We start from the raw sequence: 24,504 nt of genomic DNA, 5'->3' as shown, positions 1-24,504 counted from the left end.
GCCAGATCTTGCAGCTCGGCAACGCTGCAAACGGGCTCTGCAATCGGTGAACCATCGCCATTGATTTCAAAGTGCTAGCATTTGAAGGTCCTTCCTAGCAGAAGGAGTGCCGAGGAAGGACTACCTCCCAAGCCACAAGGAACCGAGATGGCAAAGTACAAAATCGCTCATGTGCACCACAGCGGGCAGGACATGATTGTCTTCCCGCTAGATTCATCATTCGGAAGCAAATCCGACAGCCAACAGCAGGACATCATGGAATCGCTCCAGCAAGCAGCTTGGAGCGCGGATCTCGCTGGGCATGTGGTGGCGATCTGGAAGTCAGGCAACAGGGTTTACTTCCGAGCCCCGCCCGCGTGGCATTCGTTCTTCCGTTCCCCGAACATTTGGGGATGGGTCATGGCCAACATCAACAAGGAGCTTACGATTTAACATCTCCTCAAGGGCAGCGGAGTTTTCCTGCGCGATGTCTCCGCCTTCCTGCCGGTTGTTCAATTCTCCACGAGCCTGAAGCAGAGCTGACTCGAGGAGAGATATGATTTTCACCAGCGTCCCATCCCGGCGGTAAGACAAGCTAGTCAGACCGCCGGTCTCTGTCTTGACCCATAGAACATTTTGGGTGTCATCGATCACACGTACTTGCATAGCAGACCTCCTCCGATCATTCGCTGCTGTCACCGCGCTCCGGCATCTCACTGACGCCCAAGCGCTTGGCGGCCCAACGTTCGTACAAACCAATGGCGACATCGGCACCCGCCATCGCGGTCAAGCAACCGATGCCGCCCGCGGTCCAGATCGACATGCCTGCCGAGTAGAAGAGCATGATGGTCGACAATCCACACACAACACATGCCCCAGAACGCAGAGCAATCCGGCGAACAAGCGACCAGCCACTGACACCGGCCTTGTCGGCCCGCCACATCTCGCCAGACACACCGCCGACCAGCGACAGCACGACCACCATCCAGATTGGCGCCTCGGCCAACGCTTGTTGCTCGCTGTTCATCGAATCCCCCAAATGCAAAAACCCCGGCACCTAGGCCGGGGTTTTCAGTGTTTGGCGGGCCGCTTTGTGCGCCCGCACGTCTCGAAGATGGGTACATTTTGCAGGCCGAGTTTCCTGGCAGCAAGCGGGTTTTAATGCCACCCGGCAATAAGGGGTAAACGTCTAGGGAATGTCTGGCGAATCTCGGGGGAATACACTTGCCCGGCTTAGCTTTACTTTGGCGCTGCCCCATAGGTCCCAAAGGGGGCGGCGATAGTGGGACCTGTAGAGCCCACGAAAATCAAAGGCTGTCCCACTGTCTAACTGTTCTTAACCTTTTCCCGTGTAAAGAGAGATATTAAAAGCACGCTGCGCGCAACGCGCGCGTAACGCGTTGCATGCGCCCTATGTGCGCGCCTTCGTGTGAGCAGTGGGACGGTGGGACAGCCCGCGAGCTGCGCGGGCTGGGGCTGGGCTAACCTGCGAAAAACACGGCAGGACCGCAGCGGGACGGTAGGACCAAAGGTGGCGGATCATGCAGCCTTCTTCCCTTTTAAAAACCCCTGAATAGCCACATGGGCTTGGTGCAGGCGTTCATAGTACGTCTTCCTACTGCACCTGCAATACGCCATTTTCTGCTCGAGCAGGCTGTCCTGGTTGCAGTAGTGCTCTTTCACAATGACGTACAACTGAGGGGCCAGGTGCTTGTTCACGATGATCTCGATGTCCGCAGACTCATCAAGCAGTACCCGACTTCCTCTGGTACCTCGGATCAGATCACCCCGGCAGTCCATGAGGAGCCCGAGCATGCTACCACCACCCGAACCACCACCGTGAACATCTGGCGTGTGCAGCTCTTGCGCCCACAGCCTCAGCATCTCATCGATATGCTTGATCAAAAGCAGTCCTCCTTCGGCGCTGGCGGTTGTTGCTCCAGGGCGCTGGTGCGGCCCCAGCCCTCTGGCTTCTGGTACGCCCAGGGCCGCTTGCCACTCTTCGGAAGCGCGGCGAGCCGTCGACGCCGCCAACCCAGGCGGTGCATGATCGACCCCACACGCATCTGCTCGGGCTTGCCCCAATGGCCGGGGTCGAGGTTGAGCGCCTGACCCAACACCTCGCTCCCGGTGACCGTCTCCCCGGCCTGCGATTCCTCCAGCCATTTGAGGATCGGTCCTTCCCATTCATCCACCACGAAGCGCTCTTCCTGCTCGGTAGTGAACAGTTCTTCCTCTTCGCGGGTGACCCACCAGATGTCACCGGCCTGGTAGCAGAACATGGCCTCGGCCCACAGCTGGTCACGGACCCGGCGCAACGCCTCCAGGTCGACCTTGACGCAGGCGACCGGCCAATAACGCCGGTTACCGGTGGCGTCCTTGAGGTATTCATCTTGGTTGGTGGTGCCCGCGAAAACACACTGACGTGGCACGTCGCTCGTTCTTCGCCCATAGCTTTCGCGGTAGGTGTCGATGGAGGCCGAGAAGAACTGCTTGGCCTTGGTGCTCTCAGCCTTGTTGAAGCTGTCCAGTTCGCCCAGCTCGACGATCCATTTGCCACGGATCGCCTGGAACGCATCCTTGTCGCCCAAGGTAAACGGCGTGTCCATGAACCATTCGCCACCAAGGATGCCCAGCGCCGTGGACTTACCCGCGCCCTGCGCCCCCTCGAGGATCATCACCGCATCCGCCTTGCAACCGGGCTTCATCACTCGGGCCACCGCCGAGATCATCCAGCGCTTACCGACCTTGGCGCTGTACTCAGTGCGGGGCACTCCGAAGATTTCATGCAGCCAGCGCTCGAGCCGTGGCACGCGATCCCATTCCAGCTTGGCCAGGTAGGTGCAGACCGGATGGAAGGCGTTGTCGTGCGCCACAACACTGACAGCCTCGACCACATGCGAGGCCTTGACGCGGAGGCCCTGCTGGGCCAGCCACTTCATTACGCGCATGTCGTCGATGTCGCTCCACTCCCCCGGCACGCCACCATAGGGCGCCGCCCGGAGGCGCATGATCTTCGAGCTGAAGGCGTTGTAGCCGATCACCCCGCTCCACCGTTCATCGTTGGCCAGGATCAGCTCGACGTTCTGCATGTGCGCGATCAGGGCACCGCTCTCGGTCCTAGCCAGCATGTCTTTCCAGCCCCCCGTAGCCGGAGGCTTGATCACCGCCGTGACCTGACGACGAACCGCCTCGAGACCTTCCGCGCAGTGCAGGTCGTTGAAGTCGGTCCATTTGGCTTCGCGCTCGACCGAGAAGATCGGGCCGACCACCTGGCCACCCACCACCACAGCCGCGTTATTGGCCTTTTCCTCACCCGGGTTCCAGGGCTCGCCCGTTGGCCGCTTGGTCTTCCAGTCGTCATCCCGGCAGATGATGATGGACCGGCCAGGGAAGCGCTCGCGCATGTGCTTGGCTACCGCCATCAGGTTGCCCGCATCGAATGCGATAGCGACTGCCTGGGAGGTTGCCATGTGCAGGCTAGCGCCGGTGGCGTAACCCTCACACACCAGTACAGGCTCCCCTGGCTCAGGATGGCCCCCGATCATGTGGAACGCACCATCCTTGGCCATGCCATGCGGCCAGTAGCACTTGTCGCGCCCGGTATCCTCTTGGACTGTCGGGAAGATCACCTGCAGGCCGACGATGGCGTCTTGTGCATTCTGCATCGGGACGAGCACCGCCCCCGACTTCGGCGCATAGCGAACGCCGAAGCCCACCACCTGCTTGCGATCCAGGTAGGCGCTACGCCCCTTATCGGGCATGCGCTTGAACATAGCGGCGGCCCGCTTGCCCGCACGACGGGCCGCGTTGGCAGCGACCTCTGCAGCCCGACGCTTGGCGTCGGCCTGGCGGGCGCGCATGACTTCACGCTCTTCCGGGGTCAGCCCTCGACCGTCGGTCTTTACTTTCTGCGTTTCGCCCAGGCGCCAATCACCAAAGCTGCCGAAGATCAGGGTTTGACCTTTCTCGGTCAAATGCTCGTGCAGGACATACCAACCGTTCTTTTCCTTGCCCTTGTCATCTTTGGTGCGGCAGCGGGTCAGCTTGCCGAAGATCAGAGGCTGCTCAGGCTGCAGGCCGTAGTCGTTCAGCTGGTCGAGAACCTTATCGAGCATGACGAGCCCCTTGCTTTTCGTTCAAGACTTGGCAATCCGTGCAACGCATGCAACCTGGTGCCGCTAAACGCCGCGCCTGAGAGATTGGTTCTTCACAATCAACGCATTCTTCAAGAGATACGCGCACAGGCGCAGGCTTACGGGCTGCGAGCGCCAAGTCCAGGTGCCATTGCGCGCGATCATTCGCCAAATCAGCAATATCAGCCACGACTCACCCCCCGAGTGGTCTGGTTGACGTATTCGGCGCGGCGATACATGCCGAGCAAGCCCTGGATGCCCCGAAAGACTTGCTGCTGGATCTCCGCGAGCTCCTGATCATCGACCTTGCCGTCGCCAATGCTGCGCGCCCAGGTTTCAGACAGGTTGGCGACCTGGCGGAAGAACCCCGCGAGGCCCATGGTCAGGGTTTCGGGAACGTCATGGCTGTAGGCGCCCGAGAGCTCTTGCCAGATGGTGTCGCCGACCAATGCATGAACTGAGTCGAGGATCCGTGGATCCTTGGTCAGTTCGAGGATTTCGCCGAACTCTTGGACGTTGGCAATATGGGTGGGATGGGTGGGGGACAGTTTGTGTTGGAGAGTGGTGGCGTTGCGGCCAGTGGTGGCCGCAATAGCGGCAGCGCCGCCAGGGTAGTCACGTACAGCGTGGTAAAGCGCAAGTTCGAGCGGCAGCACTTCGCGCTTGGCGCGCTCGAGGCAGCTCATTGCGGTTCGGCTCATGGCATTGTCCTTGTCGGTAGCCAGTGCCAGCGGCGAGCAGTGGTGATACGTGCGCCGCATAGCGTTGAGAGAGTAAGTAACCGGGCAGCGAAAGGCTGACACGGCCTCCTGCCGGGACGTCGTTCCATCGACAGCCCCAGGCAAATCAATTGCCTCCTGTGGTGAAAGAGGCGGTACCCAGGCTCCCTGCCTGGGCGGTGCGTTCAAGGCAAGCGGACCTATGTGCTGTGCCCGCCGACCTATCACGCGTCCCGGCAGCATGTGGTGCTACTGCCGAGTGATGAAGGCGATCTCTCGCCTCCGCTTTGGCACGTGGCATTACGCCATGAAGGCTGCCAGTGCCTGCGACGAGCGGTGGTGTTACACTCGCCGCGTGGCTTGAGAGAGTCACTGCCGGCAAAGTCCAACAAACTCGCCGGCACCCGCCGCCCAATCTGTGGTGGAGAAGGCGGCACCCAGGCATTCGTGCCTGGGAATTTGCAGTCGAGGTAAGTGGTTGCAGTGGTGTGCCCACCTCCCTGGAATGCAGCCCCGTAGCACTGTGGTGGCGCTACTAGGGGAAACTAGGCGACCTTCGGGTCGCCTTTTTTCTGGGGTGCTGCAGCGTCGAGTAGCCACGCAGCGTCGAAGGGGCGGCCCTTTTTGGCAGCCGCGGCAGCTAGTAGAGCCGAGTAATTCGTCTCACCCGTATACTCAGTACGCGGCAGGACAGCTGATTGGCGCCATTTGTTTAGAGCTTGAACCGACCTCCCACACAGGCGGGAAGCAGCACCTATACCACCCACAGCATCGAATGCCATTGCCACCGGGTTATCAGCCATCTGAGAAATCGCCATGCGGCCTCCTTTTTATCAACTGGCGGTTGATATTAAACATCAACTGACTATTGTGCAAGCCTCGTGCAACCATCAACCCATGGTTGATAAAAATCTCTTACGCAAGCAATTCGCCTCTCGTCTGCACCAGGCCCTTGACCAAGCTGGGGTACGCCAGCGCGGGCGAGGCGTCGATGTTCATAAGGCTCTGCAGAAGCGAGGGGTGCACAAAACCACCCAAGCCATTAGCAAATGGCTCAACGCTGAGTCGATCGCCGAGCCCGATAGCATGGTTGCTCTTAGCGATTGGCTTGGGGTGAGGCGAGAGTGGCTTGAATACGGAACCGGTGAAAAGGATGACGCTAGCGATGGCTCCCAGCAGGGCAACATCACACCAATTTCCGAGATAATGGGAAAGGTTCCACTTATATCCTGGGTTCAGGCAGGTGCTTGGTGCGATACTACAAGCAACGTTGACGCGTACGCTGCCGAGCGCTGGTTATCTTGTCCAGTTCCAATCAGCCGCAATGGCTATGCACTTCGAGTTCGCGGCGACTCGATGACAAACCCTGCACAGGGTAGAAGTTATCCAGAAGGCTGCATCATATTTGTTGACCCTGATGTTGAGGCAATCACCGGAGATCGTGTAATTGCAAGGATTTCCAGGACTAACGAAGCGACCTTCAAAGTTTTAGTCGAAGATGCAGGAAGTTATTACCTTAAGCCAATTAACCCGCAGTATCCAATCATCCAAATAACGGAAGAGACTGTTATCTGCGGAAAAGTCATTGGCTCATTCACGCCAGAGTAAAATCCAGAGTTATTGCATTTGGAAATTCTCAAGCATTTCCACTCTACGGATCAGCGTTTGGATCCTAACTCTCGAATATCCGTACAACTGGAGAACCCGCCTAGCATAATACTGGCGAAGCTCATCACCTTCAGACTTTTCTTTTTTAAGCTGCTCAGCTTGAAGCTTAACCCATTCAGGATCATTCGATGACTGCGCCTTCAAAATTTCCGCATGTATAAATTGCTGTGCCATTTCAGAAGACTCATATCCAGAATGAAATACCTCAGGTATAAGATCGATAGACCTTTGAGCTTCAGACCCGCCCACCACGAACCCTTCATAAGCCAAACGGTCATACTCTTTTAGATAGATTAGATAAAGCGTGATATCAGGGTGGAAGGGTTGGTTGGCCGGCGTACTAATGATTAAAAGCTTCAAACGGGCAAAAAGCTGCTCGATTGAACGCAGCGATAGCCTTTGTGACTTAGCCAGAAGCTGCATGCTGCTCCGCAAGCTTTGTCCATCACGCTGGAGGTCATGTGCACCACTTGATCTAAAGTAAGCTTCAAAATCATTGCGCTCAAACAAATAATCAACGAACACATCTAGATCCGGATCCGGCAAGCCATACTCGATATCAATAAAACGCTTAAGATAACCAGCTGCATCAAAGTCAGCCCCATACACGGCTTTTACACTATGTGCCAGCTGAGTCTTATCCAGCGCCAGTACAAAAATCAACCCTGGAATATCTAATAGATGCTTGATTCTTTCAAGCAATTCAATGGCATAAGTTGGCCTGCACCGATCTAGCTCATCGACAAATATACACAGACGCCCCAGTCCCTCTCCCTCCTCCGTCCCCATCAGCATTTTTCTTATGTTTTCTTTGAAAACATCTACCAGCTCTTTGTTTTTAACATAACCGTCAATGATGTCATTCGAAAGTGCCCCAGCCAAAGTTGATGCTTCATCCTCAAGCACCTTATCCAAATCTATTGCGCCAGCAGTTCCAACTTTAACAGCGACAGGTACAAGACGTTTAAGAATTTGCCCCCCTGCGCTTTTAGCTTTTTCCCAAGCTCTTTTTCCGAAATGATCCTGAAGTTGTCTTGAGAGAAAAGTATTCATCTCACCCAAAAATGCAAGCAATGGATCAGCAGCGAAATCAGTTTCCCAGGCACTAAAATATACCGCATTAGTTTTTTGGGCCGTTAAGTTCGCGTGAAGCATTTTAAGAAATGTGGTTTTACCAGCCCCCCACGGAGCGTTGATTGATAGAACTAAAGGAGTCTCGGCATTAGAGAGAAGCACGGTTAGGTTATCTACGTGTTCCTTTCTACGTAGCCTATCACCGTCATAAATCGAATCAGGATTAACTTTAACGGGAGGAGTTTTAAGTCTCATTAGGAAGGAAGCCTTCGTGGTGGCATTAGGCCTTTACCTTACCACCGCTTGTCTGGTTTGCGAGGAGAATGATGGTTGACATTTCGCAACCACTGGTTGATATTCGCAACACTCTTCCACCACAGAGTGAGGTAAAACCATGCACACCACCACTTCCTTGCACGTCCATCCAGCCGCTGCATCAATCGATTTGATCTTCAAGATTCGCCGCCTTGCCAAGCAGCACGGTTGCGCGTTTGTCACCACCAAACGCCCAACTCCTCCATCCCCGCTCCGGCCAGACGATGGAGGGCACACAGCATGAGCTATGCCCTCCGCAATAACGCTTTCGCTTGCCTCCGCGCACAAACCAACCTGACGGGTTGCTTTACGCAGATACTCCACGACGGCTCGACAGGATCTTCTGTCAAAGCTGAGCTGCAGACAGAGGTCTATCTCGACCAGCTGACAGTAGCCATACGCATGGGCTCAACGGTGAACACCCTGACCTTGCCAGCGAACAGCCTCGGGAGTGCACGAACCATTGCGAGGCACCTCGAAGCCATTGCCAACGGCCATCTCGACACTGCCCAAATGCAGTCAGGCTCAGTACTGCTCGATGACGTAGCGTAGGAGCGGAAGAATGGAACGAAACCTGGCACAAACCGCCAAGCTGTTCGGCATAAGTCGCAATGAGCTGATCAACCGGATGCGTGAAAACGAACTTCTGACTGAACGCAACTTGCCTCAATACCCCACTCGCGACCGCGAGTACCTTCGGATAAAAGAGGGTAGCTGGTTCCACCCCACTGCGGGGATGCAGTACAGCGAGTCGACCCGAGTGAAGCAAGCAGGGATTCCATGGCTCGCGGAACGCCTGGCGCTAAAACTTCCGACACCACCGGAAGACAAGCGCTATGCGGCCTAGGCAGCACGCGGCCGAGATCCTCCAGCTCAAGACCCGTGCGGAGCGCAACGAAGCGCTCCGACAGGTCCGAGAAGCTTGGCGGGAATTGGTTCGCAAACACTGCGAAATCACCTGGAACCATCCGTCACGCCACAAGCTCAGGGAGAGCCGGACGCCTGATGAGCAATAACAACCAAATCGCGTTGCGTTTACCGCACGCACCGGACGCAACCACCGTGGAGCTGCTCTATCGCACCTTTGGCGACGTGCTGATTCCACTCGAAAAGGTGCGCGTGCAGTACTTCCGCAACCTCAACGAAGACACCTTTGCCGAGCAACTGAAGGTCGGCCGGATTTGCCTGCCAGTGACCACACTGGACAACAGCCAGAAGGCGTTGAAGTTTGCCCATATCCGCCATGTTGCTGCTCTGATCGACAGCAGGGCCTACCAGGCGGACGAGAAGCAATCTCGGCCCAGCGAGCAAGACAAGCAGTAACGACACCAGCAAGGGTCGCCACCACCGGCCCGCATACCACAAGGAGTTAGACCCATGACCACACAACAGGTCATCGCCCTGATCATTATTTGCGCGTTCGTTATCGGGCTGTTCGCCTATGCCTACTGGCTTGGACGCCAGGAGGGCCGCACCCGACGCCAGGTCGACAGTGACCGCGCACACCAAGCCACCCTCGAGGCCCTGCAAGCGTCTCTGGGCTTTTTGCGCGACGACCACAAGCACTTGGCGGCCCATGCGAAGACGCTCCGGGAAGAGAACGCCCGGCTCAAGCACCACCACACCCACGGCTTGCTTTTCGATTCCCCGTCGTGCGCAGGACATAGCCGCCCCACTTCGGTATCGCTGCAGATCTCGGCACCGGAGGGAAGCGGGCACGATGTGGCGCAGGCAATCCGCGATGTCACTCCCGCTTCGCTCCGCGATGAGCCCAGCGTCGACGCTCAAAAAATAAAGAGTCTCTGCTGCAAAGCAGCAGGCATTGTTCAGTCCCTCAGCAGCTCCGCCGAGGCACTGATACCCCACGACAAGCTGCGCGAGGCAGCGCCCGTTGATGGAACGCTAATCGCTAAAAATCGCCCGCACGCGCAGCCTGCCGAGGGGTATATGCACCCTTCCATCGCCAGCTGCATCGTGGCCGCGATGGACGCGACACTGGCAGAGCACGCGGGTACTTACGCCACCTCCGAGAAGATGGCGCAGGCGATTGAAGCCGCGCTGCAGCAAGCCGGGTTCCTGAGCCCAACCGACGAGTCCTGGCACTTCGTGCGTGTCCGTCTGGACGAATCGCTGATCAACCGCGAGGCCGAACAGTGCGAGCACCACCACACCATTGCCAATCTCAAGCGCGCAATCGCCGAGCTCGAGGATCGGATCATGTCGTATACCGGGTTGGCGGTGACCAAAGCGGATTACGAACTGCTCGTCAACGTCATCGATACCTTGAACCTGGCTGAGCGGACCCTAACCGCCATGAAGGCAACTCAGCAGGCGGCACGCGCCGGCCTGCAAGTCACCAGACTGGGCGACCTTGCTAAGCGCATGCACCTTGAACTGCGTGAAAGACCTGCCAGCGCCATTAATGCAGGAGCAGCAGCATGACAGCCGCGCAGCAGATCACCCTGGGCGGGCGAGCAGATCATCAAGTCTCCAACGTGAACACTAACCTGCTGCAATCGAAGGCACGGAGCCCGCACGATGGAACATGCAAGTGAGTTTCTTGATGAAGAAGAGGTGGTGCGAATCACCGGCTACCAGATCCCAAGCAAGCAAATCGCCTGGCTGGCCAAAAACGGCTGGCAGTACACGCTGACTCGGGCCCGGCGGCCCGTTGTTGGGCGGGTATACGCCCGCCTCAAAATGGCCGGCGTGAAGCCAACCGCAACGAATGCTGCAACAGAAACTTGGACATTAGACTTATCGCGCGTGGGGTAACAGATGCGCAACAGGAAGGCATCGAACAAGGACCTGCCGCCTCGGATGCTGCGGCGAGTTCGCAAGCTGAAGAGCGGCAAATTGTGGGTCGGGTACTACTACAACGGGCGGGATGCAGACGGAAATCGGCAGGAAATTCCGTTGGGGACAGATCTCGCGGAGGCCAAGCTTGAGTGGGCACGCTTGGAGCACAAGGCAGCACCGAAGGTGATGTCAACGATGGCCGAGCTGTTTGACCGGTACGAGCGTGACATCATCCCGGCAAAGGCGCCACGCACTCAGAAAGACAACAAATACGAACTGGAGCGCCTGCGCACGGCGTTTGCCGACGCACCCATTGAGGCCATCACTCCTCCGGTCGTCGCGCAGTACCGGGACGCCCGCACCGCGAAGACTCGGGCAAACCGGGAAATCGCGCTGCTTTCACACGTATTTACCGTGGCCATAGAGTGGGGATTCGCAGATCGAAATCCGTGCCTGGCGGTTCGTCGGAACAAGGAAAAGGTACGCGACTTCTACGCTGCCGACGATGTCTGGGACGCAGTGTACTCGGAGGCCGACCAAGGCCTGAAGGATGCCATGGACCTCGCCTACTTGGCCGGCCAGCGCCCAGCCGACACGTTGAAGTTCAGCACCGTCGACCTCGACGAGGACTACCTGTGGGTCGGCCAGAACAAGACTGATAAGAAGCTTCGCATCCGCCGGCACATCAATGGCGAGTCGACCGGCCTGGGCCTGTTCATCGAAGCGCTCCTGGAGAGACGCAAGCTGCAAGGCGTGCGCAACTCACGCCTCATCACCAACGACTCCGGCCTGCGCATGAGCTGGGAAATGCTGAGGAATCGCTTCAGTGAGGCGCGTGACAAGGCGGCACGCAAGCTGATCGCCGATGGCAACACAGACCTGGCCACCAAAGTTCGGCAGTTCCAGTTCCGCGATATCCGACCGAAGGCGGCATCGGAGATTGAGGACATTAGCCACGCCAGCCGACTGCTCGGACATTCCAAAGAGGAGATTACCAAGCGCGTTTATCGCCGCGTCGGCGAGGTGGTCAGCCCGACCAAATAGTGGGCTGATGCGGAAACAATGCCCGATGATGCGGAAATGATCGGCGTTTCTAGACCACAAAGAAAAACCCCGCAGACGTTAATCTGCGGGGCTTTCGAATGGTGGAGGCCGAGGTCGGAATCGAACCGGCGTAGACGGATTTGCAATCCGGAGCATAACCACTTTGCTACTCGGCCTCAAAGGTCGGATCTAGCTGCTTACGCTTTGCTATCTCCTTGAAACGCTGAACCTTTTTCAAAGTTTGCTGCGTTTCGATGGGCGCCATTATGTCTTCATTCTTTTAACCTTGCAACCCCCTGAACGAAAAAAAATTTCAACGGGTTCAAGGTGTTAGCGCAGGCGGCTGAGTTTACTCCACAAGCCTACCACCGCGTTCTCCACGGTACCGCTGGCGGCCATGCCAATCCGCTCCTGCAGGCTCTTGCGTTCGGCATAGTGCAGGTGGAACAGGTTGGCGTTGCGTGCGCGCTCGCTCAGGTACTCGTCACTGGTCTGCAACTCGTCAACCAGCTTGCGATTCAAGGCGGCCACGCCCAGCCAGACTTCGCCAGTGGCCACTTCATCAATGTGCAACTGCGGACGATAGCGGGAGACGAAATCCTTGAACAACTGGTGAGTGATGTCCAGGTCTTCCTGGAACTTCTCCCGGCCCTTCTCGGTGTTTTCGCCAAAGACGGTCAGGGTGCGCTTGTATTCGCCAGCAGTCAGCACTTCGAAGTCGATGTCGTGCTTTTTCAGCAGGCGGTTGACGTTGGGCAGCTGCGCCACCACGCCAATAGACCCCAGTACGGCGAATGGGGCACTGACGATCTTCTCGCCGATGCAGGCCATCATGTACCCACCGCTGGCAGCCACCTTGTCGATGCACACGGTCAACGGGATGCCCGCCTGGCGAATACGCGCCAGTTGCGACGCAGCCAAGCCGTAACTGTGCACCAGGCCACCACCGCTTTCCAGGCGCAGTACCACTTCGTCACGCGCGGTGGCGAGCGTCAGCAGCGCGGTGATTTCATTGCGCAGGCTTTCGGTGGCCGAGGCTTTGATGTCGCCATCAAAGTCCAGTACGAATACCCGGCTCTTGTCCTCGGCCTTGCCCTTCTTCTGCTGTTTTTCCGCCTTCGCCTGCTGCTTGCGCAGGGCCTTGAGCTGGGCCTTGTCGAGCAGGCCGGACTCCAGGCGCTCACGCAGGTCCTTGTAAAAATCGTTCAGTCGGGTGACCTGTAATTGCCCGCCCGATTTGCGCCGACCTTTGCCACGCAGCCCGGCGATCGCCGACAGCACCACCAGTATGGCGATGACCAGGGTGGCGGTTTTGGCGAGAAAGCTTGCGTATTCGGCAAGAAACTCCACGTTGACTCCTTAAATACCTGCGCCACTACGGCGCGTCACTGTTGCAAGCATACCGTTGCGTCTGTGGTGCTGCCAGCCGGTGTAAACGCTGGCAACATCTTTCAAACAACCTTTTCAAACGCTTGTATGTTTTTTCGTTGACAGCCCGTGAGCCGCATCCTAACCTCGCAGCAACCTCCAACAGGCCGGAACCTTTCGTGGGCAATCTCTACCTGATTCGACATGGCCAAGCCTCCTTCGGGGCCGATGACTACGACGTCCTCTCGCCCGTGGGTGTGCGCCAGAGCCAAGCCCTGGGTGAACACCTGGCCCAGTTGGGCGTGCGGCTGGACCGCTGCGTGGCTGGCGACCTGCGCCGCCAGCAGGATACCGCACGGCTGGCGCTGCAGGCGCTGCACGCCAACGGCTGCCCGGTGCCGGCGGTTGAGACCGACGCCGCATTCAATGAGTTCGATGCCGACGGTGTGATCCGCGCCCTGTTGCCCGACCTGCTGCCGGAAGAGCCCGATGCCCTGCATGTGCTGCGCAATGCTGCGCAGCACCGCAGCGAGTTTCAGCGCCTGTTCGCGTTGATGGTGCAGCGCTGGCACGATGGCGAGCATGCCGATAATGGCCTGGAAACCTGGCATTCGTTTACGTCACGCGTACGAGGGGGCCTGCAACGCGTGCTGGACACCGCTGGCAGCGGCGATCATGTTGCTATCTTCACCTCGGGTGGCACCATTGCCGCCCTGCTCCACCTGGTTACCGGTATTACCCCCAGCCAGGCGTTCGCGCTGAACTGGCAGATCATCAACACGTCGCTCAGCCAGCTGAAGTTTCGCGGCCGCGACGTGGCACTGGCCTCCTTCAACAGCCAGGCCCATGTGCAGCTGTTGAGGGCGCCGGAGCTTGTCACTTACCGATAAGCCCGGCTTGTTGTGTCCCTGCGGGGACGTGTAAATCACTCTATAAGGAATGCGCCATGACCTCCGTAGCTGATGCCGTCAAAAAGATGCAAGAGAAATTCAACCCATCCGCTGCCGCCGGCCTGGACCTGGTGTTCGGCTTCAACATCACCGACGAAGACAAGCACTACGCGCTGATCGTCAAGGACGGCACCTGCGACCTGCAGGAAGGCGAAAACCCGGATGCCAACTGCACCCTGGTGATGGACGCCGAAACCCTGAAGGGTATCGTCAGCGGCGAAACCGACGGCATGCAGGCCTTCATGGGCGGCAAGCTGCGGGTTGAGGGCGACATGATGCTGTCGATGAAACTCAGCGAGCTGTTCCCGTCCTGAGGGCTGGGACTACCGGATGATCGAAAAACCGAAGCCTGACGGCTTCGGTTTTTTTTGCCCTGCATTCGGTGCAGTGATCCACCAGCAACACCCTCACCTATTTGGCACATGGGACGATTGTTCCAACCCTGACGGACCATTAGATTACCCAATAGTACTTGCTATCGAGAATAAGGAAGACGCATGACGCTCACCGACCAGTCCACCCAGGTACGCCCCGGCGAAGAACTCGACGCGGCCGTCATCGACCCTTACTTCAAAGCCAATATCCCCGGCCTGCACGGCCTGCCGAGCATCAGCCAGTTTCCTGGCGGCGCCTCCAACCTCACCTACTTGGTCAGCTACCCGGGCCGCGACTTCGTGCTGCGCCGCCCCCCCTTCGGTCAAAAGGCTAAGTCGGCCCACGACATGGGCCGCGAGTTCCGCATCCTCAACCAGCTGAACAGCGGCTTCCCCTACTGCCCCAAGGCCTACGCACACTGCACCGACACCCGCCTGATCGGCGGCGAGTTCTATGTGATGGAACGGGTCAAGGGCATCATCCTGCGCTCGGACATCCCGGCCGAACTGAATCTGGACGCCAGCCGGACCGAAGCCCTGTGCAAAAGCTTCATCGACCGCCTGGTCGAGCTGCACCACGTGGACTACACCGCCTGCGGCCTGGCCGACCTGGGCAAGCCTGAGGGCTACGTGCAGCGCCAGATCGAGGGCTGGACCAGCCGTTATGAAAAAGCCCTGACACCGGATGCGCCACGCTGGGAAACGGTAACCGCCTGGCTGCACGAAAAAATGCCCGCCGACCACCCGCGCCCAGGCATCGTGCACAACGACTACCGGTTCGACAACGTCATCCTGGACGCAGACAACCCCATGCGCATCATCGGTGTGCTGGACTGGGAAATGGCCACCCTGGGCGACCCACTCATGGACCTGGGCAACTGCCTGGCCTACTGGATCGAAGCCGGCGACCCGGCGCCAGTGCAGTTGATGCGCCGCCAGCCGAGCAACGCGCCGGGCATGCTCAACCGTCGCCAGTTCGTCGATTACTACGCCGAGCGGGCCGGCATCCGCCTGGACAACTTCGATTACTACTATTGCTATGGCCTGTTCCGCCTGGCAGGGATCGTTCAGCAGATCTACTACCGCTACTACCACGGCCAGACCCAGGACAAGCGTTTCGCCCAGTTCATTCACATGAACCGCTTGCTGGAACAAATGACCTTGCAGGTCATTTCCAAGTCCAGCCTCTGAGCACAGCCCACGACGACGGATAACAAGGAAAACAGCATGTCCAAGACCCACCTGTTCGACCTCGACGGCAAGATTGCCTTTGTTTCCGGCGCCAGCCGAGGCATCGGCGAGGCCATCGCCCACTTGCTCGCGCAGCAAGGGGCCCATGTGATCGTTTCCAGCCGTAAGCTTGATGGGTGCCAGCAGGTGGCCGACGCCATCATGGCCGCCGGCGGCAAGGCCACGGCTGTGGCCTGCCACATTGGTGAGCTGGAACAGATTCAGCAGGTGTTCGCTGGCATTCGCGAACAGTTCGGGCGACTGGACGTGCTGGTCAACAACGCCGCCACCAACCCGCAATTCTGCAATGTGCTGGACACCGACCCAGGGGCGTTTCAGAAGACCGTGGATGTGAACATCCGTGGTTACTTCTTCATGTCGGTGGAGGCTGGCAAGCTGATGCGCGAGAACGGCGGCGGCAGCATCATCAACGTGGCGTCGATCAACGGTGTTTCACCCGGGCTGTTCCAAGGCATCTATTCGGTGACCAAGGCGGCGGTCATCAACATGACCAAGGTGTTCGCCAAAGAGTGTGCACCCTTCGGTATTCGCTGCAACGCGCTACTGCCGGGGCTGACCGACACCAAGTTCGCTTCGGCACTGGTGAAGAACGAAGCCATCCTCAATGCCGCCTTGCAGCAGATCCCGCTCAAGCGCGTGGCCGACCCCAAGGAAATGGCGGGCGCGGTGCTGTACCTGGCCAGCGATGCCTCTAGCTACACCACCGGCACCACGCTCAATGTCGACGGTGGCTTCCTGTCCTGATCAGGCTTTGACGGCGACCAAGGTGTAACTCAGGGGCAGGCGTGCAGGCTGCTCGCGCAGGCGATATTCACCGTCTTCGCCCTTGACCATTTGCCCCGGCAGCGCCTCCCAGGGGATGCTCTGGTGCTCGACCAGCGCTGTCAGCTGCAGGCCGTGAGCCAGCAAGGCGGTGATCACTTCACCCAGGCCGTGGTTCCATTCGTGGGTTTCGGTGTGGGTCAGGCGCTGATCGGTTTCGACGTAGGTCTGGTCGGTGTGCCACACCGTCGGCGCTTCGAGCTCGAAATACGGATATTCGAGCTGCAGGCGGTCCTGATGATCTTCGTTGACAGCCATCAGCATCGGATGCCCGTCGCGCAGGAACAGCCGCCCGCCCGGTTTCAGCAGGGCCGCGACGGTGCGCGCCCACGGCTCGATGCGGGGCAACCAGCACAGCGCGCCAATACCGGTGTAGACCAGGTCGAACGTACCCGCCGGCAGTACCTTGTCGGCGGTATAGACGTCAGACTCGACATACTGGATGGGCAGCGCGCATCGCTCGGCCAATGCCCGTGCCTCGGCCAGCGAAGCCTTGGAATAATCCAGGCCGCAAACCTTGGCGCCAAGGCGCGCCAGCGACAGGGTGTCGGTGCCGATGTGGCACTGCAAGTGGACCGTATCGAGCCCGTCGATGTCACCGAGCAATGGCAGGTCGAAGCGTACGGTTTCGGACAAGTGCCCGTGCTGCTGGACCAGGCGTTCGACTTCGTAGTCCTTCGAAGCGGCGTGCAACGGGGCACGCTCATCCCAGCTGATGCGGTTGAGTTGCAGTGAGCGGTCCATGGAATCGTCCTTGTGTGGAAGCGCCTTATGCTAGCTGTCACCGCGCACCCTGCAACACAGCTGTCTTGATAAAAAGTGTAAAGCCTGCGCGCCCTCTGCTGTAGCAACAACTGCCTTGCTCATTACCCTGAATAGGCGGGCCCTTGCAGGAGTGGTGATAAAGCCAGCACAGGCGCCAGGCGTTACAGGCAGGTTGCAGCAGCCGCTCGGCGCTGCAGAGCCACGCCATCGTTCTGCTTCGCGTAGTAATCCACACGCGTTCCGCCCGACTGCGGGTAAACGTCCACGAACGCTTCGGCCTCACGGGTATACACGGTGAACCCGCCCTGCTTGCGCGGTTCCAAGTAGCCGCTGGCGTCATCACCGAACACCTTCTCTTCCTGCCAGCTGAACTGGATGCACTGGGCAACCAGCTCTGGCGCCTTGTGCGAGTCGAGCTGCGCAGTCGGCTTGCCGCCACGCGCCGTTTCCATGGTCGCAGAAGCACAACCGGCCAGCATCAGCACCGCAGCCAATGGCAGAATCGCACGCATGTTCCATCCTCGGGGTCGCGAAAAAGAAGGCGACTCTAGCACTGGCAGGCATCCCGAGTGAATTGCCGCGCACTTGCCGCTGTCGCAGATAACACATGCCATCACGAGGAACGCATCATGAAACTGCACTACCTGCTACTCGCCGCCCTGCCTTGCCTGCCCCTGAGCGTCAGCGCCGCCCCCTCGAGCGAAGAAAGCATCACCGCCCCCGAAACCCACAACCGTGAACTGAACGTCGGCGACAAGGCCCCGGACCAGTACAAACGCGATGACCAGGCCGTCAAGGACTGGAAAGCCAAGGGCCTGCCCGAACCGGAAAAGGAAAGCCACTGGGTGCGCATGGGCAAGCATTACGTGCTGGTGCAGATCACCAATGGCGTGGTGCTGGCGATTCAACCGGCATCCTGATTCAACACGCCCTGGCCAAGGCGACCCATTGCAGAGCACCTCGCCGCCGGCCAAGTGCGCTTGGAACGCGTCGATACGCCAGGGCTGGTCGATGCCGGTCAGCGCCACAGCCCATTGTTGCAGGCGGGCGCATTGGCGCTGATCGCTGGACGCACAATTTTTTTGCCCGCCCAGGAAACCAAATCGATCGGCCCCAGTCTTAAAAGGTGCCCCGTAAACCTATGCGGATCAAGGACCTATATCGTGCTCACGCGTCTTGCAAGCCTTTCTCTGGTTGCTGTTGTTCTGCTGACCGCAGGTTGCCATAGCCATCGCTACCATGATGACGACGGCTGGCGTGACCGCGACCGTGACCATCGCCACCACCACCGCCATGACCGCGACGACGATGACGATCGGCAATACCGCGGTGACCGCTACTACCGCTGAAGCGTCCTTTCAGCCCTGACCTGCCGCCCGTTGCGCGGCAACTTATCCTGATGATTCCTTTGAGGTTCGTATCATGCGTCTGACTCTGCCTTCCCTTGCCCTCGGCCTGCTGCTGTGCCAGGGCGCTTTCGCCGGTGACGGTACTGCCGCCATTGGCGGTGGCCTGGGGGGTGTCCTGGGCAACGTTGTTGGTCAACAGCTCGGCGGCAAGACCGGCGCAGCCATCGGTGCCGGCGTTGGCGGCGCAGCCGGCAGCGCTGTCGGTGCGCGCAAGGGCAACCGTACCGAAGCCGCCATTGGCGGTGGCCTGGGCTCGGCTGGCGGCTCGCTGCTGGGCGGCGCAGTAGGCGGCAAGACCGGTTCGACCGTAGGTGCCGGCTTGGGCGGCGCGGCCGGTGGTGCCCTCGGCAACCATCTGGGCGACGACAACCGCGGCAGCAAGAAGCACCACCGCCACCGTCACTGACCCCGTGACCGGAGGGCCGCATAGCGGCCCTTTTTGTTGCAGCACATCAACACCCCCTTCACGACAAGCTGGCACACTGACTGCTACTGTCTATCGTGCCCCGTGTGAAGGAACACCCCCTCCCCATGAACCATGAGTTGCTCTGGGTCCTCGGCCTGCTGGCCATCGTGATTACCCTGTTCGTCATCAACCGCCCACGCATGGACGTGGTCGCGCTGCTGGTGATTCTCACCCTGCCACTACTGGGCATCCTTACCGTGGAACAGGCCCTGGCCGGGTTCAGCGACCCCAACGTGGTGCTGATCGCCGCCCTGTTCGTGATTGGCGAAGGCTTGGTCCGCACCGGCATTGCCTATCGCATCGGCGAATGGATGAGCGAGCGGGCCGGCAATAGCGAGGCGCGCCTGCTGGTACTGCTGATGGTGGCGGTGGCCGGGCTGGGATCGATCATGAGCTCCACCGGCGTGGTGGCCATTTTCATCCCGGTGGTGCTGAGCATCGCTGCGCGCCTGCAGCTCTCACCCAGCCGCCTGATGATGCCACTGGCTTTTGCCGGTCTCATCAGTGGCATGCTCAGCCTGGTCGCCACACCGCCCAACGTGGTGGTGCACAGCGAGCTGGTACGCCATGGCGAAGCAGGGTTCAGCTTCTTCAGCTTTACCCCGTTCGGCCTGGTGGTGCTGGTGCTGGGCATCGGGTACATGCTGCTGACCCGCCACTGGCTCAACGGTGAAGTGCGCAAGGACGGCCGGGTGGAAAGCCGCCGCACCTTGCTGGACCTGGTCCTGGACTACAAGCTAAACGGCCGTGAACGACGCCTGCGCATCCGCCCTCAGTCGCCGCTGATCGGCCACAACCTTGGCGAGCTGAAACTGCGCACCAGACACGGCGCCAACGTGATCGGTATCGAGCGCCAGCACAAGTTCACCACGCGCGTGATCGCGGCCGACTCGGGCACCGTGTTGCATCAGGGCGACGTGCTGCTGCTCGACCTGTTCGCCAAGCATGACGACCTGCGCAGCCTGTGCCAAACCATGCAACTGGAGCCGCTGCACTTCAAGGCCGCCTACTTCATCGATCAATCCCAGGATTTGGGAATGGCTGAGGTCTCGCTGCCACCCGGCTCGCAGTTGATCGGCAAGAGCATCCTCGAACTGGCGTTTCGCACCCGCTATGGTCTCAACGTGGTCGGCCTGCGCCGCGATCAGGCCGCTATCGAAGAGCAACTGGTGGAAGAAAAGCTGCGCCTTGGCGACACCCTGCTGGTGGTCGGCCCGTGGAAGGCGGTACGCCAGTTGCAGAGCAAGCCCAAGGACTTCCTGGTCCTGAGCCTGCCCGCCGAGATCGACCTGGTCGCACCAGCCCGCACTCGCGCACCGCAAGCATTGCTTAGCCTGGCGGTAATGGTCGGGCTAATGGTCAGCGGCGCCGTACCCAATGTCATTGCAGCGTTGATCGGCTGCCTGCTGATGGGCGCAGGCCGCTGCATCGACATGAACAGTGCCTACCGCGCCATCCACTGGCAAAGCCTGGTGCTGATCGTGGGCATGCTGCCCTTCGCCCAGGCGCTGCAGAAAACCGGCGGCATCGACCTGGCGGTGGGTGGGCTGGTGAACGTGCTGGGGGGTGCCGGCCCCAGCGCCATTCTTGCCTGCCTGTTTGCCGTCACCGCAGTGATCGGGCTGTTCATTTCCAACACCGCCACCGCCGTTCTGATGGCACCGGTGGCTGTCAGCACTGCGGCGCAGCTGGGCATGTCGCCCTACCCGTTCGCCATGACCGTCGCACTGGCCGCGTCGGCGGCATTCATGACGCCGGTGTCATCACCGGTCAACACGCTGGTGCTTGGGCCCGGGCAATACCGCTTCGCTGACTTCGTCAAGATTGGCGTGCCGTTCACCGTGCTAGTGATGCTGGTTACCGTCGTGATGGTGCCGTGGTTCTTCGGGCTGTGAGGAAAGTGGCCAGAAATAGAGGCAATTTGACATTATCGCAACCAATCGCGGCAGATTGACATCAACCACCCTGAGCCAACACACTGCGGGTAATTGCCCCAGGTGCTCTATCGCGTTGTCCTGGATTTCGTTTCCGCTTGCCGGTCGAGTTCATGGTTTTTCCAGCCCAATCGCGCGTGTTGCCTTATGTCGTTGTACTTGGCGTAACCTTCGCCCTTACCCTCGGCGGCATCCTGGCACGCCCGATCGAATCACTGTCGCTGTTCTGGCCAGTGAATGCGGTACTGGCCGGCGTACTGCTGCGCTACCCCCGTCAAGCCACGTTTACGGGCTTTAGCCTGGTGTGGCTGGCCATGGTCGGGGCCGACCTGCTGTGTGGCAGCGCCTGGGTACCGGCTCTGTGGTTCAACCTGTGCAATCTTGGCGTGGTGGTCACCCTCTGGCAGCTGATGTCGCGCTTGCCTCGCATGCACCGGCGCATGCGCAGCCCGCGTGGCGTGCTTAGCGTGTTCGCCGCCTGCGCCGCCGCTGCCATGGTGGCGGCCAGCATGGCAGCGGTAATGGCCGCACCGTGGTTCGAACAGTCGTTGCGCGCCACCTGGCTAGCCTGGTTCAGCGAACAGTTCTCGACCGGCGTGCTGGTGCTGCCGGTGCTGCTTACAGCGCCCTCGGTGCGGGCCTTGGTGCGCGGCGGCACGCAATCCATCCGCCTGGCGCCGTTGCTGGTGCTGCTGGCCTCGCTGGCATTCAGCATCGCCTTTGGTGGCCCTGGGGCCATTGCCTTCCCGATTGCCGCATTACTGTGGTGTGCCTGGACCTACTCACCGTTCCTGGTTTCATTGCTGACGCTCACGGCCGGCAGTACGCTGATCGTGGCCGTGGCGCAAAACCTCATGCATTTCAGCGTGCCGCAGAGCGCACCTGGGGTTACCACGCTGATGTCGGCGCGCCTGGGCATCGCCATGCTGGTGCTCGGGCCGCTGGTGGTGGCCTGCGTCAGCCAGGCCAACCGTAGCCTCATGGCCCGCCTGGCGCACCAGGCCACCGTCGATCACCTCACCGGTGTGCTCACCCGCAGCGCCTTCACACGGCGCGCCAACGCACTGCTGGAGAGCCGCCAACAGCACGCCCAGGCGCTGCCGCTGACCCTGATGATGCTGGACATCGACCACTTCAAGTCGATCAACGATGCCCACGGCCATGCAGTCGGCGACCAGGTGCTGCGCCAATTCGCCAGCACCCTCCAGGACCAGCTGCACAACGATGAGCTGATCGCTCGCCTGGGTGGCGAAGAATTTGTTGTCATCCTGCCCGGGCTTGCGCCAGAGCGGGCCAACTTCACCGCCGAACGCCTGCGCCGCGCCATCCAAGACCTGCACGTGGTACAAGCCGATCAGCGCCTGCAGATTACCGTGAGTATCGGTGTGGCAGGCTGCGACGCAGACATGCCGGCCCCCAGCCTCGACCAACTGCTGGCGAGTGCCGACCAGGCGCTGTACCGGGCCAAGGCCCGGGGCCGCAACCGCGTCGAACAGGCCGAAGCACAGCGCCTGGTGATCTGAACTAGCCGGCCAGCAGGTCCCACGACAGCTTGGCGATCAGCACACACAACAGCACCAGGAACAGCCCGCGGACAAACCCGGCACCCTTACGTACCGCCAGCCAGGTACCGGTCAGCGCGCCGAGAATGTTGCACGCCGCCATGGGCAAGGCTATGGCGTACAGCACGTTGCCTGTCGGCACGAAGAACACCAGCGCCGCCAGGTTGGTGGCAATGTTCACCACCTTGGCCGAAGCCGAGGCGTGCAGGAAGTCCAGGGCGAAGAAGCGGATGAACAGGAAGATCAGGAAGCTACCGGTGCCCGGACCGAACAGGCCATCGTAAAAGCCGATAGCGCCGCCGATCAGCACTGCCAGGCACTGCTCCTTGCGGCCGACCTGGGCAGGTGTGTGCAAGGTGCCGAAGTCTTTCTTGCAGAAGGTGTAGACAGCCATCAGCACAATCAGCACCAGCACTGCCGGGCGCATCACGCTGGGGGGTACCAGCGACACCGTGGCGGCCCCCGCGAACGACATGACAAAGGCACTGAGTGCCGCCGGTACGATCAACCCCCAATCCAGCGTCACTTTACGGATGAACGAGCGGGCCGCGAAGGCCGTGCCGCACACGGACGCCAATTTGTTGCTGCCGAGCAAGGCGGCCGGTTGCGCGGAGGGCAATACGTTGAACAGGGCCGGGATCTGGATCAGCCCGCCACCACCCACCGCAGCGTCGATCAACCCAGCGGCGAAGGCGAACACAGAAAGCACTGCAATATCCATCATGACGCGGTTCCAGGCAATGAAGACGCCTGCAAGGCTAATCAAAGTGGCACACTTGTGTTGAAATGCCATATTGCGATAACTGCAACGAGGAGCCGGCAATGGCACTGGACATGCTGCGGGAAATCCAAGCGTTCGTCAGCGTGGCACACAAGCGCAGCTTCGTTGCTGCCGCCCGCGCCCTGGGGCGTTCACCCAGCGCAGTTACACGCGCGGTGCAAACCCTGGAAGACAATGCGGGAAGTAAACTGCTCAACCGCAACGCCAACGCCGTCACCCTGACCGAGGCCGGCGAGCGCTTGCTGCCGCATGCCGAACGCTTGCTGGATGTGCAACGCGATGCAGCCGACGAATTGGCCGCGCTCAGCGGCAACGCCCAAGGCTGGATTCGCTTTGCCGCGCCGCAACTGCTCGGAGAACATGTGCTACCGCAAGTGCTTGCCGAGTTTTCCCGCCGCCACCCTCAGGTGACCCTGGACGTGCAGTACAGCGACGAAGCCCTTGACCCGCTGCAAGGTAAATTCGATTTCGTGGTGCGCGGTGCCTTTCCGCAATCGAGCGAGCTTATCGGCTACCCGCTTTGGCCCTACCAGCGCCACCTGTATGCCAGCCCGGCATATCTGGCCCTGGCTGGCACACCGCAACACCCGGAAGACCTGGATGGCCACACCTTGATCCTGCATACCGCGCCACGCATCCTCAAGGCCTGGCACTTCTGCCACGATGACCAGATCACCAGTCTGCGCCCCAGGCCCAGGCTTCGCTTGGGCTCAGGAGGCGCGGTATACCACAGCACCCTGGCTGGCGCCGGCATCGCCCGCCTTGCCGCCTGGGTCGGCGAAGCACAGGTCAAGGCCGGCCGCCTGGTGCGGGTGTGTCCGCAATACCGCCTGACGTCCAGCAGCGGTCAGGACCCACAGATGCACGCTGTGTACCCTGCCGGCGAGTTGCCGACGCGGGTACGTGACTTGCTGGCAGCCATACGCCGAGCCGGCCCGCTCCACTGAAACAGGCCATAAAACAACTGTTCAATTTCTGCTCAATTTAACAGAGCCCGCCGGGGGTCTGGCTTGCAGCACTTTATCCACAGACCTACCCACGTTTTTTGTGGACAGATTTCCCAGCGTAAAGAACGACTTATCGCACAA

28 protein-coding genes and 1 tRNA gene are annotated in these 24,504 nt (G+C 59.9%); 18 read left to right on the top strand and 11 right to left on the bottom strand.

The annotated features are described in order from the left end of the window. The first annotated feature begins 147 nt into the window (after positions 1-147). Positions 148-432 carry a hypothetical protein gene (locus ACF8Q6_RS10990; protein ID WP_392493234.1) on the top strand — a complete coding sequence of 95 codons (285 nt, stop codon included), beginning with the start codon at positions 148-150 and terminating at the stop codon, positions 430-432. 229 nt (positions 433-661) lie between these two features. On the opposite strand, the gene ACF8Q6_RS10985 is transcribed toward ACF8Q6_RS10990, so the two are convergent. From ACF8Q6_RS10985 to ACF8Q6_RS10965, 5 genes are all read right to left on the bottom strand, one after another. Beyond that, positions 662-1,006 carry a phage holin family protein gene (locus ACF8Q6_RS10985; protein ID WP_392493233.1) on the bottom strand — a complete coding sequence of 115 codons (345 nt, stop codon included), beginning with the start codon at positions 1,004-1,006 and terminating at the stop codon, positions 662-664. Between the two features lie 512 nt (positions 1,007-1,518). After that, on the bottom strand, positions 1,519-1,884 hold the full coding sequence (locus tag ACF8Q6_RS10980) for a hypothetical protein (protein ID WP_392493232.1): 366 nt from the start codon (positions 1,882-1,884) through the stop codon (positions 1,519-1,521). Then, positions 1,881-4,097 carry a VapE domain-containing protein gene (locus ACF8Q6_RS10975; protein WP_392493231.1) on the bottom strand — a complete coding sequence of 739 codons (2,217 nt, stop codon included), beginning with the start codon at positions 4,095-4,097 and terminating at the stop codon, positions 1,881-1,883. Before ACF8Q6_RS10975 ends, ACF8Q6_RS10980 begins: the two co-directional genes overlap by 4 nt. Beyond that, positions 4,087-4,224, bottom strand: a complete 138-nt coding sequence (locus ACF8Q6_RS10970) for a TraR/DksA C4-type zinc finger protein (RefSeq protein WP_392493354.1) — start codon at positions 4,222-4,224, stop codon at positions 4,087-4,089. The genes ACF8Q6_RS10975 and ACF8Q6_RS10970 overlap by 11 nt, the downstream gene beginning before the upstream one ends. Before the next feature lie 73 nt (positions 4,225-4,297). Continuing rightward, a complete protein-coding gene (locus ACF8Q6_RS10965) occupies positions 4,298-4,816 on the bottom strand; it encodes a phage regulatory CII family protein (RefSeq protein ID WP_392493229.1) in 519 nt (172 codons plus the stop codon). Between the two features lie 915 nt (positions 4,817-5,731). Between ACF8Q6_RS10965 and ACF8Q6_RS10960 the strand changes: the two genes are divergently transcribed. Then, the gene (locus tag ACF8Q6_RS10960) at positions 5,732-6,442 is read left to right on the top strand and encodes a LexA family protein (protein ID WP_392493352.1); all 711 of its coding nucleotides are present in this window, start codon (positions 5,732-5,734) and stop codon (positions 6,440-6,442) included. Positions 6,443-6,451: 9 nt separating this feature from the next. Here the strand turns inward: ACF8Q6_RS10960 and ACF8Q6_RS10955 are convergent, their stop codons facing one another. Continuing rightward, the gene (locus tag ACF8Q6_RS10955) at positions 6,452-7,831 is read right to left on the bottom strand and encodes a P-loop NTPase fold protein (protein ID WP_392493227.1); all 1,380 of its coding nucleotides are present in this window, start codon (positions 7,829-7,831) and stop codon (positions 6,452-6,454) included. A gap of 300 nt (positions 7,832-8,131) precedes the next feature. Here ACF8Q6_RS10955 and ACF8Q6_RS10950 point away from each other — a divergent pair, with 300 nt between their 5' ends. The 6 genes from ACF8Q6_RS10950 (at position 8,132) to ACF8Q6_RS10925 (ending at position 11,734) form a co-directional block, all read left to right on the top strand. Then, entirely contained in the window at positions 8,132-8,443 is a 312-nt protein-coding gene (locus tag ACF8Q6_RS10950) for a hypothetical protein (RefSeq protein WP_392493226.1), read from the top strand. Between the two features lie 10 nt (positions 8,444-8,453). After that, on the top strand, positions 8,454-8,738 hold the full coding sequence (locus ACF8Q6_RS10945; protein ID WP_392493224.1) for a phage antirepressor KilAC domain-containing protein: 285 nt from the start codon (positions 8,454-8,456) through the stop codon (positions 8,736-8,738). A gap of 158 nt (positions 8,739-8,896) precedes the next feature. After that, complete coding sequence (locus ACF8Q6_RS10940; protein ID WP_392493223.1) at positions 8,897-9,214, top strand: pyocin activator PrtN family protein; 318 nt, start codon at positions 8,897-8,899, stop codon at positions 9,212-9,214. Positions 9,215-9,268: 54 nt separating this feature from the next. Next, on the top strand, positions 9,269-10,333 hold the full coding sequence (locus ACF8Q6_RS10935) for a hypothetical protein (protein ID WP_392493221.1): 1,065 nt from the start codon (positions 9,269-9,271) through the stop codon (positions 10,331-10,333). A gap of 96 nt (positions 10,334-10,429) precedes the next feature. Further along, a complete protein-coding gene (locus ACF8Q6_RS10930) occupies positions 10,430-10,666 on the top strand; it encodes a DUF4224 domain-containing protein (RefSeq protein WP_088512470.1) in 237 nt (78 codons plus the stop codon). Between the two features lie 3 nt (positions 10,667-10,669). After that, positions 10,670-11,734 carry a tyrosine-type recombinase/integrase gene (locus tag ACF8Q6_RS10925; RefSeq protein ID WP_392493220.1) on the top strand — a complete coding sequence of 355 codons (1,065 nt, stop codon included), beginning with the start codon at positions 10,670-10,672 and terminating at the stop codon, positions 11,732-11,734. A 102-nt stretch (positions 11,735-11,836) separates the two neighbouring features. Here ACF8Q6_RS10925 and ACF8Q6_RS10920 read toward each other — a convergent pair. Next, a tRNA-Cys gene (locus ACF8Q6_RS10920) sits at positions 11,837-11,910 on the bottom strand. Positions 11,911-12,064: 154 nt separating this feature from the next. Further along, on the bottom strand, positions 12,065-13,084 hold the full coding sequence (gene sohB, locus ACF8Q6_RS10915; RefSeq protein WP_004577258.1) for a protease SohB: 1,020 nt from the start codon (positions 13,082-13,084) through the stop codon (positions 12,065-12,067). 197 nt (positions 13,085-13,281) lie between these two features. Between sohB and ACF8Q6_RS10910 the strand changes: the two genes are divergently transcribed. The 4 genes from ACF8Q6_RS10910 (at position 13,282) to ACF8Q6_RS10895 (ending at position 16,421) form a co-directional block, all read left to right on the top strand. Then, complete coding sequence (locus tag ACF8Q6_RS10910) at positions 13,282-13,992, top strand: histidine phosphatase family protein (protein ID WP_014859701.1); 711 nt, start codon at positions 13,282-13,284, stop codon at positions 13,990-13,992. 56 nt (positions 13,993-14,048) lie between these two features. Then, the gene (locus ACF8Q6_RS10905; protein WP_003251077.1) at positions 14,049-14,366 is read left to right on the top strand and encodes an SCP2 sterol-binding domain-containing protein; all 318 of its coding nucleotides are present in this window, start codon (positions 14,049-14,051) and stop codon (positions 14,364-14,366) included. A gap of 183 nt (positions 14,367-14,549) precedes the next feature. After that, on the top strand, positions 14,550-15,617 hold the full coding sequence (locus tag ACF8Q6_RS10900; RefSeq protein WP_392493218.1) for a phosphotransferase family protein: 1,068 nt from the start codon (positions 14,550-14,552) through the stop codon (positions 15,615-15,617). Positions 15,618-15,653: 36 nt separating this feature from the next. Beyond that, a complete protein-coding gene (locus ACF8Q6_RS10895; protein WP_392493217.1) occupies positions 15,654-16,421 on the top strand; it encodes an SDR family oxidoreductase in 768 nt (255 codons plus the stop codon). Here the strand turns inward: ACF8Q6_RS10895 and ACF8Q6_RS10890 are convergent, their stop codons facing one another. Together ACF8Q6_RS10890 and ACF8Q6_RS10885 are read right to left on the bottom strand one after the other, a co-directional pair. Next, a complete protein-coding gene (locus ACF8Q6_RS10890; protein WP_392493215.1) occupies positions 16,422-17,243 on the bottom strand; it encodes a class I SAM-dependent methyltransferase in 822 nt (273 codons plus the stop codon). A gap of 182 nt (positions 17,244-17,425) precedes the next feature. After that, complete coding sequence (locus tag ACF8Q6_RS10885) at positions 17,426-17,776, bottom strand: hypothetical protein (RefSeq protein ID WP_392493214.1); 351 nt, start codon at positions 17,774-17,776, stop codon at positions 17,426-17,428. Between the two features lie 117 nt (positions 17,777-17,893). Between ACF8Q6_RS10885 and ACF8Q6_RS10880 the strand changes: the two genes are divergently transcribed. The 5 genes from ACF8Q6_RS10880 (at position 17,894) to ACF8Q6_RS10860 (ending at position 22,596) form a co-directional block, all read left to right on the top strand. Continuing rightward, the gene (locus tag ACF8Q6_RS10880) at positions 17,894-18,184 is read left to right on the top strand and encodes an RcnB family protein (protein WP_003251088.1); all 291 of its coding nucleotides are present in this window, start codon (positions 17,894-17,896) and stop codon (positions 18,182-18,184) included. 243 nt (positions 18,185-18,427) lie between these two features. Beyond that, positions 18,428-18,613 carry a hypothetical protein gene (locus tag ACF8Q6_RS10875; RefSeq protein ID WP_004577263.1) on the top strand — a complete coding sequence of 62 codons (186 nt, stop codon included), beginning with the start codon at positions 18,428-18,430 and terminating at the stop codon, positions 18,611-18,613. Positions 18,614-18,686: 73 nt separating this feature from the next. Further along, positions 18,687-19,079, top strand: a complete 393-nt coding sequence (locus tag ACF8Q6_RS10870; protein WP_003251091.1) for a glycine zipper domain-containing protein — start codon at positions 18,687-18,689, stop codon at positions 19,077-19,079. A gap of 125 nt (positions 19,080-19,204) precedes the next feature. Then, positions 19,205-21,034: an SLC13 family permease gene (locus ACF8Q6_RS10865; protein WP_392493212.1), complete on the top strand. Its 1,830-nt coding sequence runs from the start codon at positions 19,205-19,207 to the stop codon at positions 21,032-21,034. 137 nt (positions 21,035-21,171) lie between these two features. After that, complete coding sequence (locus tag ACF8Q6_RS10860) at positions 21,172-22,596, top strand: diguanylate cyclase (RefSeq protein ID WP_392493210.1); 1,425 nt, start codon at positions 21,172-21,174, stop codon at positions 22,594-22,596. A 1-nt stretch (position 22,597) separates the two neighbouring features. Here ACF8Q6_RS10860 and ACF8Q6_RS10855 read toward each other — a convergent pair whose 3' ends face one another. Beyond that, the gene (locus ACF8Q6_RS10855) at positions 22,598-23,359 is read right to left on the bottom strand and encodes a TSUP family transporter (RefSeq protein ID WP_003251098.1); all 762 of its coding nucleotides are present in this window, start codon (positions 23,357-23,359) and stop codon (positions 22,598-22,600) included. Positions 23,360-23,457: 98 nt separating this feature from the next. On the opposite strand from ACF8Q6_RS10855, the gene ACF8Q6_RS10850 reads away from it, so the two are divergent. Next, on the top strand, positions 23,458-24,363 hold the full coding sequence (locus ACF8Q6_RS10850) for a LysR family transcriptional regulator (protein WP_017148232.1): 906 nt from the start codon (positions 23,458-23,460) through the stop codon (positions 24,361-24,363). The last annotated feature ends 141 nt before the right edge of the window (positions 24,364-24,504 follow it).

This window comes from Pseudomonas sp. GLN_2, from assembly GCF_043106005.1.
Classification (GTDB): domain Bacteria; phylum Pseudomonadota; class Gammaproteobacteria; order Pseudomonadales; family Pseudomonadaceae; genus Aquipseudomonas; species Aquipseudomonas alloputida.
The sequence above is the reverse complement of the archived record's forward strand: the minus strand, read 5'-3'. Positions and strand labels throughout refer to the sequence as shown.